Below are 16939 nucleotides of genomic sequence, written 5' to 3' on the forward strand. Positions count from 1 at the left end.
CGCGGTCATCCGCGTTATATGAAATCACGAATGTATAGCGACCGAAACTTACGCTATATCGGCAAAAATACGCTAATTGGCGAGCATTAGGTGCAGTGGCCGCCGAATCGGCGCAATACCACCACGAAGAACACCGGTACCAAGAAGATCGCCAGCAAGGTGGCACTGATCATCCCGCACATTACCCCGGTGCCGACCGCATTCTGCGCACCAGAACCCGCACCGTTACTGAGTACTAGCGGCAATACGCCGAGGATAAAGGCCAGCGACGTCATTAGGATTGGGCGCAAGCGCATCCGCGTGGCTTCTAGCGTGGCGGCGATCAGCGGTTTACCTTCTTTGTCGATCAAATCTTTAGCGAATTCGACGATCAAAATGGCGTTCTTAGCAGATAAACCGATGGTGGTCAGTAATCCGACTTGGAAGTAAACATCGTTGTTGAGGCCGCGCAGGCTGGCTCCGAGCAGGGCACCGACTACGCCGAGTGGCACGACTAACATCACCGAGAACGGGATCGTCCAACTCTCATACAGCGCTGCCAGACACAGGAACACCACGATCAGCGAGATGGCATACAACGCTGGAGCCTGATTGCCCGACAGACGTTCCTGATAGGACATGCCGGTCCAGTCGTAACCGACACCTTTTGGCAACTTGGTGGCCAGTTTCTCCATAAACATCATCGCTTGACCGGAGCTGCGTCCCGGAGCCGGTTCACCGAGGATCTCCATCGAAGGCAAGCCGTTGTAACGTTCCAGACGCGGTGAGCCGTATTCCCAGTGCGCGCTGGCAAAGGCTGAGAATGGCACCATCTGGCCGCGATTGCCTTTCACGTACCAGTTGTCGAGATCGCTCGGTAACATGCGGTATTGAGTATCCGCCTGTACATAAACCTTCTTCACGCGACCACGGTCGATGAAGTCATTGACGTAAGTACCGCCCCAAGCGGTGGAAAGCGTCTGGTTGATGGAATCGATCGACACACCCAGCGCCTCGGCTTTGGCCTGATCAACATCCACTTTGAACTGTGGAGTATCTTCCAAACCGTTCGGGCGCATTTTGGTGACGATATCTGGCCGCTTGTGAGCCATAAACAGCAACTGGTTACGCGCTTTGGTTAAGGCTTCATGTCCTAGACCGCCGTTATCGATCAGCTCGAAGTCGAAGCCGGTCGCGGTGCCGAGATCGGTTATCGCCGGCAGGTTAAAGGCGAAAGCGATACCTTGCTTGATGGTGCGGGCGAAGGTCATATTGGCGCGCTTGATGATCGCCTCAACCTTGTTTTTATCGCCGGGGCGCTGGCTCCAATCTTTCAGGCTGACAAACGCCAAACCGTTGTTCTGACCATTACCGTTGAAACCAAAACCTGCGACGGTAAACACCGATTTTACATTGGCCTTTTCTTTGGTCAGATAGTATTGCGTCAGGTGATTCAGCACGCCTTCGGTGCGTTGTTGCGTCGCTCCGGCAGGTAGCATCACCATATTCATAAACACCCCCTGATCTTCATCCGGCAGGAAGGCGGTGGGTAAACGGATAAACAGCACCGCCATCCCGATGACAATCAACAGATAAATCAGCAGCATGCGCCCCGTGCTTTGCAGAATATTGCCGACGCTATTTTGATAGTGATCGGTACTGCGATCGAAAATGCGGTTAAACCAAGCGAAGAAGCCGGTTTTCGGCGCGTGACCGCCGGGTTTTAGCAATGTGGCGCAGAGTGCCGGGGTGAGGATCATCGCGACCAGCACTGACAGCACCATCGCTGACACGATAGTCACCGAGAACTGGCGATAGATAGCGCCGGTCGAACCGCCGAAGAACGCCATGGGGATAAACACCGCCGACAGTACCATCGCGATACCGACCAATGCGCCTTGGATTTGTCCCATCGATTTGCGGGTGGCTTCTTTCGGCGGCAGTCCTTCTTCCGCCATCACCCTCTCGACGTTTTCCACCACCACGATGGCGTCATCCACCAATAACCCTATCGCTAGCACCATGCCAAACATAGTTAACGTATTGATCGAGAAACCAAATGCCGCAAGGATGGCGAAAGTGCCGAGCAACACGACCGGTACGGCGATGGTGGGGATCAGCGTGGCGCGTAGGTTCTGCATAAACAGATACATCACCAAGAACACCAATACGATGGCTTCAAACAGCGTTTTGACCACTTCGTTGATCGAGATTTTGACGAACGGAGTGGTGTCGTATGGGTAAACCACGTGCATCCCGGCAGGGAAATACGGTTCCAGACGGCTGATGTCGTCTTTCACCGCCTTGGCGGTATCCAGTGCGTTAGCCCCGGTCGCCAGTTTGATACCCAAACCTGCCGCTGGTTTGCCGTTGTATTCGGCGCTGGTGTTGTAGTTTTCACTGCCGAGGGCAATGCGTGCGACATCGCGCAGATGCACCTGTGAACCGTCCTGATTGACTCGCAGCAGAATATTACCGAACTGCTCTGGGGTGCTTAAACGCGTTTGCGCAATGATAGATGCATTAAGTTGTTGATTCTTCTGCGCGGGTAAGCCGCCTAACTGCCCACCGGCAATCTGATTATTCTGCGATTTGATGGCGCGAATCACTTCTTCTGGCGTCATCTGGTAGTTGTTCAGCTTGTTCGGATCGAGCCAAACACGCATGGCATATTGCGCACCAAACAACTGTACTTGCCCGACGCCCGGTGCACGGCTGATGGGATCTTTAATATTGGCGACGACGTAATCCGCCAGATCTTCCTGCGTCATATTCGGGGTATCGGAGGTGAAACCGGCCACCATGAGGAAACTACTGGAGGCCTTTTGGACGTTAATCCCTTGTTCTTGCACCGTTTGTGGCAGTAATGGCATCGCCAGTTGCAGTTTGTTCTGCACCTGAACTTGTGCGATGTCTGGATCGGTACCGGTTTTGAAAGTGAGGGTGATAGTGGCATTACCCTCAGCATCACTGTTCGAAGACATGTACATCAGGCCATCAAGGCCATTCATGTTCTGTTCAATCACCTGAGTCACGGTATCTTGCACGGTTTTGGCATCGGCACCGGGATAGGTGGCGGTGACGCTAACCGCAGGCGGTGCAATGGTCGGATACTGTGCAATCGGCAGTTTGAAGATCGACAGCGCCCCAGCCAGCATGATAATCAACGCAATTACCCAGGCAAAAATAGGGCGACTGATAAAGAAATTAGCCATAAATCAGTAGCTCCTGTTAACCGTGGTAAACGTCAGCCAGTGACTGCGCTGTGGATGGGCTTTCTTCGTCCGCTTTCACCGTCATTCCCGGTTTCAGGCGCATCAATCCGCTGACAATCACTCGATCGCCGGCTTTCAGCCCTGAAGTCACTAGCCATTGATCGCCGATCGCCTGAGCGGCGACCACTTGACGCAGTTCGACTTTATTTTGCTTATCAACGATGAGTGCTGTGGCATCACCACGCGGGTTACGGGTAATACCCTGTTGTGGCACCAGCAAAGCATTGTTTTGCATCCCTTCATCTACTTCGGCACGCACGTACATACCCGGCAGCAGAGTGTGTTGCGGATTCGGGATCACTGCGCGCAGGGTGATGGAACCGGTGGTTTGATCGACCGTGACGTCAGAGAACTCCAACGTACCGGTGAGCGGATAAGGCTGACCGTTTTCCAGAATCAGGCTGACTGGCACCTTGCCGTTACCATGTTCGATGCTGCCGGAGGCAATGGCTTGCTTCAGCTTGAGGAAATCGGTGCTGGATTGAGTGACATCGACATACATCGGGTCGAGCTGTTGTACCGTTGCTAGCGCATCACTTTGTGTGGTTGTCACCAGAGCGCCTTCGGTGACGCTAGATTTACCAATGATTCCGCTTATCGGTGAGATAACCTTGGTGTATACCAAATTGATATGCGCGTTTTCCAGCGCGGCTTTGGCGGCGGCAACGTCGGCATCGGCCTGTTTAGCGGTCGCGACGCTGGTGTCAAATTCTTGTGGGCTAACGTAGTTTTTAGCTCTCAATGGCTGTTCACGTTTGACCGTTAGATGGGCGATTTCGCTGCTAGCCTGCGCCTTTTTCAACTCGCCGAGAGCACTGTCGTAAGCGGCTTGATAGGTCGCGGGATCGATCTGATACAGCGATTGACCGGCTTGCACGTTACTCCCTTCCGTAAACTGACGTTTGAGAATAATACCGCCAACCTGTGGACGAACTTCTGCCGTGCGATAAGCGGTGGTGCGGCCGGGCAGTTCAGACTTCACCGCCAGGGGCTGGGTTTTTAACGTCACCACACCGACCGGATGTGGTGGAGTTTGTGGGGCTTTAGCTGCTTGATCGTTGCATCCGCTGAGCAACAGGCTGCCGGACAGGAGTAAACCGCCTGAGAAGCAAGTGAGTATTTTTTTCATCGTTATCCCATTGGCCAGACGGTGTAAAAGCCCGGCAGCTGATTAATTAATAAAGAGGCATGAATAACGTGGGATTTTACGAAATAATAAGCGGGAAAAGAGTCCGAATTCGGACTGGGTATTTCTGGGATAAAAAGAGAATGGTTGTAATATATGTCCGGTGTGTGAATTATGCTAAAGCAACAAAAATAGATAGTTAGTAGTGTCCGTTGCCCCTATTTGACGATAGGGGCATTTTTTATAATGTTGATTAATAGCGCTGCGGCAAAGTCAATATCTGTGTGAGATGCCCTTTCTCCATTTCAATATATCCACCTGTTTTCAGATCGCTCAGGCACTTTAATATCGTGCTACGTGCTAACGTCGTCCGCTCTTGAATATATCGTAAGGCAGAATACTCTATCCGTGTCACTTCCGGCGCATTCATTAACTCCAGTAATTTCCCTCTGATCGCATCATAGGCGTGGTTATTCAATAAATGCAGATCTCGCAGGCTGGCAAAATGCAGGTGATAAGCAAGAATACGGGCAACATCCGCCCATAACATGGGTTGATCGTTGAGTGTTTGCAGAACTTTATTGCCTGCAACCGCATGGATCTCACAGCCTTTATCGAGATGCAGGTAAGTTTTCCCCACCGGGTGTAACAATTCAGCCAGGCCGATGATATGGGGCGCGTAGATGGTGGTCATCAGTAGATCATCCGACTGACGATGCAAATGTACCGCGCCTTGTAACAGCAGATAAATCTGAGGGTTACTTTTGCTGAACTGCCGGGAGCGGCGAGTGGTGATCGGCGAGGCTTCGGGTAGCAGCAGAGTGATTAGATCGCTAATAGTTTCACTGGGTTTGTGGGGAATGATTTTTTGCAACGCATCGTTGAATGGATCGTTCTCCATGCGTTTTTCTGGTACTGGCAGACTGTTTGGCACCCTAAACCCCTTATCAATCAAACGATATCGTCTGAGTATAGCGGAATATAGGGTGGGGGGAAGAGTGATGATTTCTTGACACTTGAGGCCGTATAGAAAAACTTCCTGTCAAATAATTAATAGTAACAGGGTGGATTAATGCTGACTCATCCTTCGTCATAATAAGATATTCCTTAGCTATTTTTTAGTATTCAACAAATAACGTAGTGACATATTGAAAGTCATCTATTTTTATTTGATACTGTGGTTTCTTGTTCTATATCCATTCATCAAAATAATATTATCTCTAGATAATATTTCTAAACTGTATTCTACATTACTGCATTTAAGTGTTGATGAATTACGTATGTTGCCATTTGAATTAGGGAAAATTCTCAATGAAAAGACTGATTTTAGCGGGTTTTTTGTTTTGTATGTCGGGATTTATCAGTGCTGTGAATGCAGATAGCCATACTGTGATTGTTGACTATGCTTATACTCAGATACCTGATTTTAATAGCTTGCAAGGTGCTAATATAAAATACCGTTATGAATGGGGCTCTCGTCTGAATGTGATGGGTTCCTTTACCGCGATGGAGGGCAGTGAAAGCTATAGCGGGAGCAATGTAGGTGGAAAAACATCTATCAATTACTACTCTCTCACTGCTGGCCCTGGCTACTATGTTAATCAGTATTTAGTCGTCTATGGGTTACTTGGCGTCAGCTATAGTAAAGTAATGAATGGTGCCGCATGGGGTATTGATCACTTTGGTAACTCAGGCTCAGCATCGACGTTAAAAGAAAATAATTTAACGATGGCCTATAACTTCGGTTTTTTGTTCACCCCGACTGAGAATTTTGTTGTCGATGTTGGCTATGAAGGTTCAGAAATAGATATTGGTACTCGAACACGTAATGTAAACGGTATTGCTCTTGGCGTTGGTTATCGTTTTTAGTCATCAGAGCTAGGGTGAAGCGCACTGTATTATCATTTTTATGTAATAGAAATATAGTGCGCTTGATATCAATTATTTTATCATCTTCTGCAATTTCTCTTTTTGTGCCGAAGTTAACGTCTGCATTACTTCAAAGAAATAATGAAAACGGATATAGTCGGCCTGCTGTTTTGCTGCACTTATTTCAGTGATACGTTTTTTAACGGCAAACTCATCCCACTTACCAGATTTAATCACATTCAAGATTAAGTCCCGATCTGCATCATTGCGCTTAATACTATCCAGGTTTTTTTGCGTTTGCTGCTGAATGACATGAATTTGCTTTTGCTGCTGAGGCGTCAATTCAAGAATTTTAGCCAGACGGCTTTCACTTTGTAATCCACCAGCGGCAAAGGTTGAGCTGGCGAAAATTAAGCCGACGCCTGCAACCAGAGTTTTTATTTTATTATTCATTGATAGCACCTTCTTTTGGGAAGGCGGGAGTTTAGTGAATTGTTTATGGGGATAATATTAAACAATGTATCAAAATATATAGAGTGGGTTATTTTTCTTTGTGCATCAACGGCATAAGTTGGCATCTGAATTCAGACTTGGAATGGTTTATTGTTATCAGATTTTTATGTTAATAGGCAGGGCGAACCCCGCCAATAATACTATTTCTGTGATAACGCCAGCCAAGCTTGTACAGAAGGGCGTTGCCATTGCTGTTGGGCGTAGCGTTTTAGATTCTCCGGTACTTCATCGCCATGCATCACCAAACGATTGAGCATCAGCGCCAAATCAGTATCAGCAATACACCAGTCACCCAATAAATTCGCCTTCCCGTGCGACAGTAGTTTCTCAGCACTGGTAATCAGAGTCTGAGCTGCCGCTTGTGCTTCTGTAGAAAGAGGGGCGAACTTTCTCTGATTAAAAATGACTTCGGTTGAGCGTTCAGCGCGAATCGGCATCAGATCGCTACGCAACCATGCCTGAATCTCACGGGCTTTGGCGCGATCTTGTATATCCTTCGGATAAACGGGATGTTGCGGATAACGGTCTTCCAAATATTCGTCGATCGCCGATGATTCGGAAAGTTGGAACCCTTCATCAATCAGTGTCGGCACCCGTTTGGTTAACGATAATTTGCTGTAGCCGGCACCTTGGTGCTCTTTGTTGGCTAAATCGACCTTTTCTAGCGTGAAGGGAATTTTTTTCTCCGTCAGCGTGATAAACACCGACATCACATAAGGGCTAAAGAAGTTGGCATCGCTGTAGAGGACAAGGGCTGGCTGGGTCATCGGTTTTCCTAGGGCGAAGGTGATGGGATTAGAAAGAATTGATGATAGTAAGGAAAAATGCAAGCTAGTTTATGGGGACAGGAAACTCCACCACCAAACAGGGTGGTGGAGTTGAGAAGGCAGTTAACGCACCAAGTGCAGGAAGTGTAGATGCTTCTCGTACTGATCGAGGATATCGTGAATGATCTGTTGGGAGTGTTAGAAATTCTGTGTCATTCCAGTAAAATACCGACAAAAAGGAATGACACATGTCCCAACCCTTCGATTTCGATAAAGCCCTGAAAGCACTTCAGGATGGTCAGGCACTGACAGGTAAAGATGGCATCTTAACGCCATTAATCAAACAGTTAACCGAAGCTGCTCTGGCCGCTGAACTCGACTCTCATCTGGCTCAAGATATTGCCGTTAACCGTAAAAATGGTTCGTCTAAAAAGACACTAAAAACACCCACTGGTGCCTTTGAACTCGCCACGCCCCGCGATCGTAACGGTACTTTTGAGCCTCAACTCGTGAAGAAGCACCAGACCACGCTTTCCGATGAGATTGAGCGCAAGATCATCCGCATGTTTGCACTGGGCATGAGTTACAAGGATATCAGCCAGGAAATTGAAGACCTGTATGCTTTCAGTGTTTCCAGCGCCACGATCAGCGCCGTCACCGATAAAGTGATTCCTGAGTTGCAACAATGGCAACAACGCCCGCTGGAGACGGTTTATCCCTTCGTCTGGCTGGATGCGATTCACTATAAGATCCGCGAAGACGGGCGTTATCAAAGCAAAGCCGTGTACACTGTTCTTGCGCTGAATCTGGAAGGCAAAAAAGAGATCCTGGGTCTGTATCTGTCTGAAAACGAAGGGGCTAACTTCTGGCTGTCAGTACTGACCGATCTACAAAACCGTGGCCTGAACGACATTCTGATTGCCTGTGTGGATGGTCTGACGGGGTTCCCGGAAGCGATAAACAGTATTTACCCGGATACCGAAGTCCAGCTCTGTGTTATCCATCAGATCCGCAACTCGATTAAATATGTCGCCTCCAAGCACCATAAGGCGTTTATGGCCGATTTGAAGCCCGTTTATCGTGCCGTATCGAAAGAAGCAGCAGAAACGGCGCTGGATGAACTGGAGGCTAAGTGGGGCCAGCAATACCCGATGGTCATCCAGTCATGGCGGAGAAAATGGGAGAATTTGTCACATTACTTCCGGTATCCGGCGACGATCCGTAAAGTCATTTACACCACGAATGCCATTGAATCAGTGCACCGCCAGTTCAGAAAGCTGACGAAAACTAAAGGCGCATTCCCTAACGAAAACAGTCTGTTGAAGCTGCTTTATCTGGGGTTAATGAATGCGCAGGAAAAATGGACAATGCCGATCCAGAGCTGGAATTTGACATTGTCCCAGTTGGCGATTTATTTTGAAGGTCGCCTCGATAAAGTGATTACGTTGTAATGATCTTTTAACGTGACACAGAATTCTGAACGCTCTCTGAAAGTGGAGTTGTTGACGAGAACTTCAGCTGACGATCTCACTGCCGTACTCTGTTTTGTGCTTGATGCCGAGCAAATCACGATTAAGCCCGCCGTTCAGGCAGCGGAATCTGTTCTCCCCGTAGCCCCTGATGTTGTTGCAGACACGGCTCCAACGGCTCGTCCGGCTTCGCCTACACGCGGCGTTAACCAGGAGTCGGGCAGCATCCGCGTGGCAGTGAGTAAGGTCGATCAGATTATCAATCAGGTTGGGGAACTGATCATCACTCAGGCGATGCTTTCGCAGCTCTCCCGCACTCTTGACCCTGCCAGCTACGACCTGCTTTCTGGCTGCGTTGCGCAGATGGAGCGTAATACTCGCGAGCTGCAAGAGTCGGTTATGTCTATTCGTATGATGCCAATGGATTATGTCTTCAGCCGTTTCCCGCGTCTGGTTCATGATCTGGGGAGTCGCCTGAATAAACAGGTAGATCTGATCCTCAAAGGCGGTTCCGCCGAGCTGGATAAAAGCCTGATTGAACGCATTATCGATCCGTTAACGCATCTGGTGCGTAACAGCCTTGATCATGGCATCGAAGAGAAAGAGATTCGTGTGGCAAAAGGCAAGCCGATGGTCGGTAGCCTGACGCTCTCGGCAGAACACCACGGCGGCAATATTGTGATTGAGGTCAGCGACGATGGCGCCGGGCTTAATCGGGATAAAATCCTTGCCAAAGCGCGTTCGCAGGGCATGACCATCAGCGATACGATGAGTGATGACGACGTGTGGATGCTGATTTTTGCGGCAGGTTTCTCTACTGCTGAGAGCGTGACGGACGTTTCCGGGCGCGGTGTCGGTATGGACGTGGTGCGACGCAATATTCTGGCGATGGGCGGCCATGTGGATGTGCTCTCTACGCCGGGTGCCGGGACGACCATCCGCATTATCCTACCGCTGACGCTGGCTATCCTTGACGGTATGTTGGTGAAGGTGGGCGAGGAGATTTACGTCCTGCCGTTGGGGGCGGTAATGGAATCGCTCAGGCCGACGGAAGAGATGTTGTGCCGCTTTGTGGGTGAAGAGCGTCTGTTGCAGGTTCGCGGGGAGTATTTGCCACTGGTGATGCTGAGACAGCGCCTCTCTGTGGTGAGCGAAGAGCCTGCCGACGACGGGATTGTTGTTATCGTACAAAGTGCGGGCTGCCGCTATGCAATGTGGGTCGATCAGCTCATCGGCCAGCAACAGGTGGTGGTAAAAAACCTCGAACAAAACTATCGCAAAGTACCTGGCGTCTCCGCTGCGACTATCCTCGGGGATGGCAGCGTGGCGCTTATTCTTGATGTGGTTGAGCTCTCGACGCTCAACGCTCTACAACCCCGTATGGAGGGGAAAGCATGACTGCAGCAATAGCCAGTAAACCCGCCAACGCCGACACCATTGCTCAGGAGTACTTGGTATTCCGTTTGGGTAATGAAGAGTACGGCATCGATATTCTGAAAGTGCAGGAGATTCGCGGCTGCGATCGCCTAACGCGTATTCCTAATGCTCCGAGTTTTATTACCGGCGTGACCAATTTGCGCGGCGTGATTGTGCCGATTGTCGATCTGCGCGTGCGCTTTGAACTGTCTGACCTGTCCCATGATGACAACACGGTAGTCATTGTGCTTAATCTCAACGATCGTGTGGTAGGGATTGTGGTCGACGGTGTAGTGGATGTGCTGTCGATGGACATTGAGCAGATTAAGCCCACCCCGGATGTCGCCTCGGTGTTGTCTAGTCGTTATCTGCTTGGGCTGGGGGTGTTGGAAAACCGAATGATCATCCTAGTTAACATCGAAAAGTTGTTGAGCCCACAAGAGATGGAAATGATGGACTCCGCCACCGAGGCCAGTCAGGCTTTAGTTTGATAGCTTAGGTGAACGGCAAAAGGGTTGGCTCAATATCCAACCCTTATAACTGTAATGCTGGAGATACTCACGCTATCGCTTAGCATCAAATTTTAATGTCTGCCGGTGAGTGGTTTTTAAGCCAATCCTTCATTGCGGCGTCCATGCGGGTTTGCCAACCACGGCCAGTCGCTTTAAAGGCGGCGATGACTTCCGGCGAGTACCTGATACTGACCTGTGCTTTTGGTTCTGCTTTAACGGGACGCCCTTGCTTGCGCATGGCTTTTAGTTCACTGAACGGCATGAGTTTTACGTCTTTGCCTTCTAGTAACCGAGTATCAGGGTCTCTTGCGGCAGCCTCCCGGATTTCACGATCTTCTTCATCCGTTGGGAGGATAGTTCCTAGTTTAAGTTTTGGCATAATTTTTCACCTCCGCGTTAGTGGCTTTTCGCAAACTGATAATGCGGTAAATCTCCTCGTTATCCCCATCACTGTACGTAAAGACGACGACATAAATTCGGTTGTTGAGGTAAGCGAGGCCATAAGTGATTCCAATGTAACGGTCTTCGCTGTATTGGCCGAGGGAGTCCGGCGCGGCAACCATTTGTTCCCAATCAAGATGTTCGGCATCGGCCAAGTACACACCATGCTTCTGCTTGTTGGTCTCGTTCTTCCTTGGGTCGAATATGATTTTCATTTATTTATTGTAGCTACAATAAATCGAAAGTCAAACGGGGTGGTCGCTGGTGGATTGGCGAAAAATAAGGGCTGCATTGTGAATGCTGCCCTTTGGTACGACCTAGATATGAATCATTTTCAGGCGCTTCCTGTTTTGCTCTTTTGCGTTGCCTGGGGACGGGTCACATGGAAGAAGTGGCTCTGAACTACGAGAAAATAACCCATCTGTATAAAGACGGTAATTTGTTGGCTCATGATGCTTGGAACGACCAACCAACGGCATAAGCAAGAAGGGGCGTTATTACTTACTACCTTTTCAAAATATTCTCAGCATATCCCCAAAAAAAAAGACTCACGTTATTAACGTAAGTCCTTGATATGTTTGGTGGCCCTTGCTGGACTTGAACCAGCGACCGAGCGATTATGAGTCGCGCGCTCTAACCAACTGAGCTAAAGGGCCAAGAGGCGGTGATTATACGTAATCATCGAGGGTTGGTCTACTGTTGTTCGCGCGTATGCTTACTTTCCATACAACCCTAGCTTGTTGTAATTGTTAGTGGATTTTGCGATAACCAAGGCCAATACCCCAAATTAGGACAAGTCATGGTTACGGATATTTTGTCAACAAACCTACGCGTGGTGTTCTGCGGTATCAATCCGGGGCTATCTTCCGCCCATCGTGGCTATCACTTTGCCAATGGTAGTAACCGCTTTTGGAAAGTAATCCATCTGGCGGGATTCACCGAGCGGCAGTTGGCACCGGAAGAAGAACAACATCTGTTGGATACGGGGTGCGGAATTACCGCGTTGGTGGAACGGCCAACGGTCGCGGCCAGTGAGTTAGCGCGTAGTGAGCTACATGCGGGCGGTGAAGCACTTCGAGCCAAAATGTTAAAGTATCAGCCACAGGCATTGGCGATCCTCGGTAAACAGGCGTTCAGCACGGCTTTTGCTGTCCGTAAGGCGGAGTGGGGACGTCAGGAATTGATGATAGGTAAAACTGAAATTTGGGTATTACCTAATCCCAGTGGGCTGAATCGCGCGACGTTGGAGCAACTGACAGAAAGTTATCGTGAACTGTATTTAGCTCTGGAAAATAGACAATAAAAAACCCTGCCGAAACAGGGTTTTTGTTCACATCAGTAGATGTTAATCATCCAAGAAACTACGCAGTACTTCAGAGCGGCTCGGGTGACGCAGTTTACGCAACGCCTTCGCTTCTATCTGACGGATACGTTCGCGGGTAACGTCAAACTGTTTACCCACTTCTTCCAACGTGTGGTCGGTGTTCATATCGATACCGAAACGCATACGCAGAACTTTCGCTTCACGCGCAGTCAGGCCAGCTAACACGTCGTGTGTGGCAGAGCGCAGGCTCTCGGAAGTGGCAGAATCCAACGGCAGCTCGAGGGTGGTATCCTCGATGAAATCGCCCAGATGCGAATCTTCATCGTCGCCGATTGGCGTTTCCATGGAGATGGGCTCTTTAGCAATTTTCAGTACTTTGCGGATCTTGTCTTCCGGCATCAGCATACGTTCAGCCAGTTCTTCCGGTGTTGGCTCACGGCCCATCTCTTGCAGCATCTGGCGCGAAATACGGTTGAGCTTGTTGATAGTCTCAATCATATGCACTGGGATACGGATGGTACGTGCCTGGTCAGCGATAGAACGGGTGATCGCCTGACGAATCCACCAAGTGGCGTAAGTTGAGAACTTATAACCACGACGGTATTCAAACTTGTCTACCGCTTTCATCAAGCCGATGTTGCCTTCCTGGATCAGATCGAGGAATTGCAGACCACGGTTGGTGTATTTTTTGGCGATCGAGATAACCAGACGCAAGTTTGCTTCAACCATCTCTTTCTTCGCACGGCGGGCTTTCGCTTCACCGATCGACATACGACGGTTGATATCTTTAACTTGCTCAATGGTTAGGCCAGTTTCTTCTTCGATCTGACGCAGTTTGTGCAGGCTGCGCTGAACGTCGTCATTAACTTCTTTTAGTTTCTCTGACCATGGTTTAGCCATTGCCAGTGCTGCAGCGAACCAAGTTTCACTGGTTTCGTTGCCAGCGAACAGGGTGACGAAGTTTTTCTTCGGCATTTTGCACTGTTCAACGCACAGTTTCATGATGATACGTTCTTGAGTACGAACGCGATCCATCATGGTACGCATGCTGTTGACCAAGAAGTCGAACTGTTTTGGCACCAAACGGAACTGCTTGAACACTTCAGACAGCTTCAGAATTTCCTCTGCTGCACTGGCGTGGCTACGGCCGTTCTTTTTGATCATCAAACGTGCAGCTTCATACTGATCGCGCAGTTCGGCGAATTTCTGACGTGCCAGTTCAGGATCGATGCTGTTGTCGTCTTCCTCCTCCTCGTCCTCTTCCTCATCGTCGTCATCGTTCTGTTCTTCAGTGGACAGTTCAGAACCTACGTGAGTAGCGGTGGGGGCGACTTCTTCTTCGGCGTTAGGATCGACAAAGCCGGTTATCATATCAGACAGGCGTGCTTCACCCGCTTCAACGCGATCGTACTGTTCAAGCAGGTAAGTGATCGCTTCCGGGTATTCGGCAACAGAACACTGCACCTGGTTGATACCGTCTTCGATACGCTTGGCGATATCGATTTCACCCTCACGGGTTAACAGCTCAACGGTACCCATTTCACGCATGTACATGCGTACTGGGTCGGTGGTACGGCCGATTTCAGATTCGACGCTGGACAGCACTTGTGCGGCAGCTTCTTCCGCATCTTCATCTGTGCTGTTTGAGTTTTCAGCAAGCAGCAGGTCATCGGCGTCAGGTGCTTCTTCCATCACCTGAATGCCCATGTCATTGATCATTTGGATGATGTCTTCGATCTGATCGGAATCGACGATATCTTCCGGCAGATGGTCATTGACCTCAGCATAGGTCAGATAGCCTTGCTCCTTACCACGTTGGACAAGAAGTTTAAGCTGTGACTGCGGGTTTTGCTCCATAAGACGGTATCCACACTTCAGAGTATTAGGGTTGGTGTCGGTCGGCGAAACCGCCAACAATAGCATGGGAGCATTTTTGTTATAGCCGCGGCTCCCGTAGCGGCATTTTGCAGGGCTATGCCCTCGCATTTATCGGCACTTAAGCCGTTGTATTCTTTAAATTAGTTTTTCTTTGCTAATACCTGGTTGAGGGAACGAACTTCCTCACGTTCCTCTGGGCTCAATCCATGTGTTCTGGATTGAGCGATCAACGTTTCTAACCGTTGCTCAAGTACCGAGTCATACAGACTGGCCAAGGTATCTAAAAATGTCTGTTCAACCATATCCTCAACGATCATATGGTTCCATGTCGCTAAAGTTTCAAGTTGCTGGCTGAATTTGTTGTCGCGATAAAGCTCTAACAACTGGCCGGTGGTTAGCCCCGGTTGTGATAAACAGGTTTGAACCAGTTCAACAAACAGTGGCAATCCCGCCTGTTTGGTTTGTTCTAATCCTTCCAATGAAGGGATAAGTGTAGCCAAGTGCGGATTTTGTACCAGTAACCCTATCAGTATACGCATGGTTGTGCGTTTTAGCTGGGGTGGCTGATAAGTATTCGCATTTTCCGCCTGTTTTGGCATCAGCTTGTCGAGCTGGCTGTCATCCAACAGACCCAATTTACTGCCCAACTGTTGGCGCAAATATAAACGCAATGTCTCGCCGGGCACTTGGGTGATCAGCGGCAACGCCAGCGTACTTAGCTTGGCGCGCCCGTCTGGGCTACTCAAATCTACCTGCGGTAACAAACTTTCAAACAAGAAAGTGGAAAGCGGCTGTGCCTGCTCCATCCGTTGTTCAAATGCCTGTTTACCTTCTTTTCGTACCAGTGTGTCAGGATCTTCGCCGTCGGGTAAAAACATAAAGCGTAGCTGACGGCCATCGTTCAAGTAAGGCAGTGCGGTTTCTAACGCGCGCCAAGCGGCTTCTCGGCCAGCTCGGTCGCCGTCGTAACAGCAAATCACGTTATCGGTCGCACGGAACAACAACTGAATATGTTCAGCGGTGGTCGAAGTACCCAGCGAAGCGACAGCATAGTCGATGCCGTATTGCGCTAACGCGACGACATCCATATAACCTTCTACTACCAGCAAACGTTGCAGGGTAGGGTGGCTCTGTTGCGCTTCATATAGGCCATACAACTGACGGCCTTTGTGGAACACTTCGGTTTCCGGTGAGTTCAGGTATTTCGGTAAGCCGTCACCCAATACTCGTCCGCCGAAAGCGATAACTCGACCGCGTTTATCGCGGATAGGGAACATCACGCGCTCGCGGAAACGATCGTAAGAACGCCCTTGATCGTTAGTCACCAACATCCCGGCATCGTTCAATGCACTGCGACTGTCGGCATCGCGACCAAAACGTTTTAACGCATTGTCCCAACCTGCGGGGGCAAAGCCGATAGCAAAGTGACGGGTCACTTCATCGCTCAAACCACGCTGTTGCAAATAATCACGTGCTGGTTGCCCAGCGGATTGATGCAGGGACTGTTGATAGAACGCGCTGAGCTGTTCCATCAGTTGATACAGGCTTTGACGCTGATGACGTTCAATCTGGGTCGGCCCGGTTCCTGCCTCGTAAGGCACTTCCAGCCCGTGCATGGTCGCCAGTTCTTCGATGGTTTCGACAAACTCTAGCCTGTCGTAATTCATCAGGAAGTCGACGGCGTTACCGTGCGCACCACAACCAAAACAGTGATAAAACTGTTTTTCGCCATTAACGGTGAATGAAGGCGTTTTTTCATGATGGAACGGACAGCACGCGTGATAATTTTTGCCCTGCTTTTTTAGTTTCACCCGTGCATCGATCAGATCGACGATGTCGGTACGAGCCAGCAAGTCATTGATAAATACGCGCGGAATTCGTCCAGCCATAAGCCCTTACTTCACTAGCCTATAAACGAGAACAAGCCGCGCATTCCTTTCGGAAAGCACGGCCTTGATATACAACTACTCGGTCTGCGCTTTGATAATCACGCGGTGGGGTTGCCCCCAAAAGATTAGTACAGACGAGTGCGGCGTGCGTTTTCGCGGGCCAGTTTCTTCGCGTGACGTTTCACAGCAGAAGCTTTAGCGCGTTTACGTTCAGTAGTTGGTTTTTCATAAAACTCACGACGACGAACTTCAGCTAAAACGCCTGCTTTTTCGCATGAACGCTTGAAACGACGCAGAGCAACGTCAAATGGCTCGTTTTCACGTACTTTAATTACCGGCATGTGCCTCTCACCTCAATAGAATTCGGTTTGCTGCTGGCCAAGCGCCAGCCTTTTCAAAATGGTGCGGAATTTTACTTCAATGGATGCTGCTTTGTAAAGCACCGCAACACATAGAAACCAGCACTATCCTGAGCAAACAC

General features: G+C 49.5%; 14 protein-coding genes, 1 tRNA gene and 1 pseudogene. 5 read left to right on the top strand and 11 right to left on the bottom strand.

Annotated elements, in window-relative coordinates; all coding sequences use genetic code 11:
- Window positions 1-86 precede the first annotated feature (86 nt).
- From AC3ISQ_RS03015 to AC3ISQ_RS03025, 3 genes are all read right to left on the bottom strand, one after another.
- Window positions 87-3194, bottom strand: coding sequence for an efflux RND transporter permease subunit (locus AC3ISQ_RS03015; RefSeq protein ID WP_489350502.1), 3108 nt, complete (start codon window positions 3192-3194; stop codon window positions 87-89).
- Window positions 3195-3210: 16 nt separating this feature from the next.
- The gene (locus AC3ISQ_RS03020; protein ID WP_489350503.1) at window positions 3211-4383 is read right to left on the bottom strand and encodes an efflux RND transporter periplasmic adaptor subunit; all 1173 of its coding nucleotides are present in this window, start codon (window positions 4381-4383) and stop codon (window positions 3211-3213) included.
- A 250-nt stretch (window positions 4384-4633) separates the two neighbouring features.
- Window positions 4634-5314 carry a helix-turn-helix domain-containing protein gene (locus tag AC3ISQ_RS03025; protein WP_489350504.1) on the bottom strand — a complete coding sequence of 227 codons (681 nt, stop codon included), beginning with the start codon at window positions 5312-5314 and terminating at the stop codon, window positions 4634-4636.
- Window positions 5315-5691: 377 nt separating this feature from the next.
- Here AC3ISQ_RS03025 and AC3ISQ_RS03030 point away from each other — a divergent pair, with 377 nt between their 5' ends.
- Window positions 5692-6249, top strand: a complete 558-nt coding sequence (locus AC3ISQ_RS03030) for an Ail/Lom family outer membrane beta-barrel protein (protein ID WP_489350505.1) — start codon at window positions 5692-5694, stop codon at window positions 6247-6249.
- A gap of 72 nt (window positions 6250-6321) precedes the next feature.
- Here AC3ISQ_RS03030 and AC3ISQ_RS03035 read toward each other — a convergent pair whose 3' ends face one another.
- Window positions 6322-6702: a Spy/CpxP family protein refolding chaperone gene (locus tag AC3ISQ_RS03035; RefSeq protein WP_489350506.1), complete on the bottom strand. Its 381-nt coding sequence runs from the start codon at window positions 6700-6702 to the stop codon at window positions 6322-6324.
- A gap of 200 nt (window positions 6703-6902) precedes the next feature.
- Entirely contained in the window at window positions 6903-7529 is a 627-nt protein-coding gene (yfcF, locus tag AC3ISQ_RS03040; protein WP_489350507.1) for a glutathione transferase, read from the bottom strand.
- A gap of 248 nt (window positions 7530-7777) precedes the next feature.
- Between yfcF and AC3ISQ_RS03045 the strand changes: the two genes are divergently transcribed.
- From AC3ISQ_RS03045 to AC3ISQ_RS03055, 3 genes and pseudogenes are all read left to right on the top strand, one after another.
- Window positions 7778-8980: an IS256 family transposase gene (locus tag AC3ISQ_RS03045; protein ID WP_489347145.1), complete on the top strand. Its 1203-nt coding sequence runs from the start codon at window positions 7778-7780 to the stop codon at window positions 8978-8980.
- A gap of 36 nt (window positions 8981-9016) precedes the next feature.
- Window positions 9017-10396: pseudogene (locus AC3ISQ_RS03050) on the top strand (chemotaxis protein CheW); the annotation flags it as partial.
- Window positions 10393-10905: a chemotaxis protein CheW gene (locus tag AC3ISQ_RS03055; protein ID WP_489350508.1), complete on the top strand. Its 513-nt coding sequence runs from the start codon at window positions 10393-10395 to the stop codon at window positions 10903-10905. The pseudogene AC3ISQ_RS03050 and the gene AC3ISQ_RS03055, both read left to right, overlap by 4 nt.
- An 85-nt stretch (window positions 10906-10990) precedes the next feature.
- Here AC3ISQ_RS03055 and AC3ISQ_RS03060 read toward each other — a convergent pair whose 3' ends face one another.
- The 3 genes from AC3ISQ_RS03060 to AC3ISQ_RS03070 all read right to left on the bottom strand — a co-directional run bounded on the left by AC3ISQ_RS03060 (window position 10991) and on the right by AC3ISQ_RS03070 (window position 12023).
- Window positions 10991-11305, bottom strand: coding sequence for a BrnA antitoxin family protein (locus tag AC3ISQ_RS03060; RefSeq protein ID WP_489350509.1), 315 nt, complete (start codon window positions 11303-11305; stop codon window positions 10991-10993).
- A complete protein-coding gene (locus AC3ISQ_RS03065; protein WP_489350510.1) occupies window positions 11292-11522 on the bottom strand; it encodes a BrnT family toxin in 231 nt (76 codons plus the stop codon). The genes AC3ISQ_RS03060 and AC3ISQ_RS03065 overlap by 14 nt, the downstream gene beginning before the upstream one ends.
- Window positions 11523-11946: 424 nt before the next feature.
- Window positions 11947-12023 (bottom strand) — tRNA-Ile (locus tag AC3ISQ_RS03070).
- Window positions 12024-12166: 143 nt separating this feature from the next.
- Here AC3ISQ_RS03070 and mug point away from each other — a divergent pair.
- On the top strand, window positions 12167-12670 hold the full coding sequence (mug, locus tag AC3ISQ_RS03075) for a G/U mismatch-specific DNA glycosylase (protein ID WP_489350511.1): 504 nt from the start codon (window positions 12167-12169) through the stop codon (window positions 12668-12670).
- Between the two features lie 42 nt (window positions 12671-12712).
- Here mug and rpoD read toward each other — a convergent pair whose 3' ends face one another.
- From rpoD to rpsU, 3 genes are all read right to left on the bottom strand, one after another.
- Window positions 12713-14548: an RNA polymerase sigma factor RpoD gene (rpoD, locus tag AC3ISQ_RS03080; RefSeq protein WP_489350512.1), complete on the bottom strand. Its 1836-nt coding sequence runs from the start codon at window positions 14546-14548 to the stop codon at window positions 12713-12715.
- 161 nt (window positions 14549-14709) lie between these two features.
- Window positions 14710-16458, bottom strand: a complete 1749-nt coding sequence (gene dnaG / locus AC3ISQ_RS03085; RefSeq protein ID WP_489350513.1) for a DNA primase — start codon at window positions 16456-16458, stop codon at window positions 14710-14712.
- Window positions 16459-16583: 125 nt separating this feature from the next.
- A complete protein-coding gene (gene rpsU / locus AC3ISQ_RS03090; RefSeq protein ID WP_001144069.1) occupies window positions 16584-16799 on the bottom strand; it encodes a 30S ribosomal protein S21 in 216 nt (71 codons plus the stop codon).
- Window positions 16800-16939 lie beyond the last annotated feature (140 nt).

Source organism: Serratia sp. KH_031 (assembly GCF_057839655.1).

Excerpts from the sequence above, each read along its gene's own strand:
- AC3ISQ_RS03015 (WP_489350502.1), bottom strand. The coding sequence starts at position 3,194 with ATGGCTAATTTCTTTATCAGTCGCCCTATTTTTGCCTGGGTAATTGCG.
- AC3ISQ_RS03020 (WP_489350503.1), bottom strand. The coding sequence starts at position 4,383 with ATGAAAAAAATACTCACTTGCTTCTCAGGCGGTTTACTCCTGTCCGGC.
- AC3ISQ_RS03030 (WP_489350505.1), top strand. The coding sequence starts at position 5,692 with ATGAAAAGACTGATTTTAGCGGGTTTTTTGTTTTGTATGTCGGGATTT.
- AC3ISQ_RS03035 (WP_489350506.1), bottom strand. The coding sequence starts at position 6,702 with ATGAATAATAAAATAAAAACTCTGGTTGCAGGCGTCGGCTTAATTTTC.
- yfcF (WP_489350507.1), bottom strand. The coding sequence starts at position 7,529 with ATGACCCAGCCAGCCCTTGTCCTCTACAGCGATGCCAACTTCTTTAGC.
- AC3ISQ_RS03045 (WP_489347145.1), top strand. The coding sequence starts at position 7,778 with ATGTCCCAACCCTTCGATTTCGATAAAGCCCTGAAAGCACTTCAGGAT.
- AC3ISQ_RS03055 (WP_489350508.1), top strand. The coding sequence starts at position 10,393 with ATGACTGCAGCAATAGCCAGTAAACCCGCCAACGCCGACACCATTGCT.
- AC3ISQ_RS03060 (WP_489350509.1), bottom strand. The coding sequence starts at position 11,305 with ATGCCAAAACTTAAACTAGGAACTATCCTCCCAACGGATGAAGAAGAT.
- mug (WP_489350511.1), top strand. The coding sequence starts at position 12,167 with ATGGTTACGGATATTTTGTCAACAAACCTACGCGTGGTGTTCTGCGGT.
- rpoD (WP_489350512.1), bottom strand. The coding sequence starts at position 14,548 with ATGGAGCAAAACCCGCAGTCACAGCTTAAACTTCTTGTCCAACGTGGT.
- dnaG (WP_489350513.1), bottom strand. The coding sequence starts at position 16,458 with ATGGCTGGACGAATTCCGCGCGTATTTATCAATGACTTGCTGGCTCGT.
- rpsU (WP_001144069.1), bottom strand. The coding sequence starts at position 16,799 with ATGCCGGTAATTAAAGTACGTGAAAACGAGCCATTTGACGTTGCTCTG.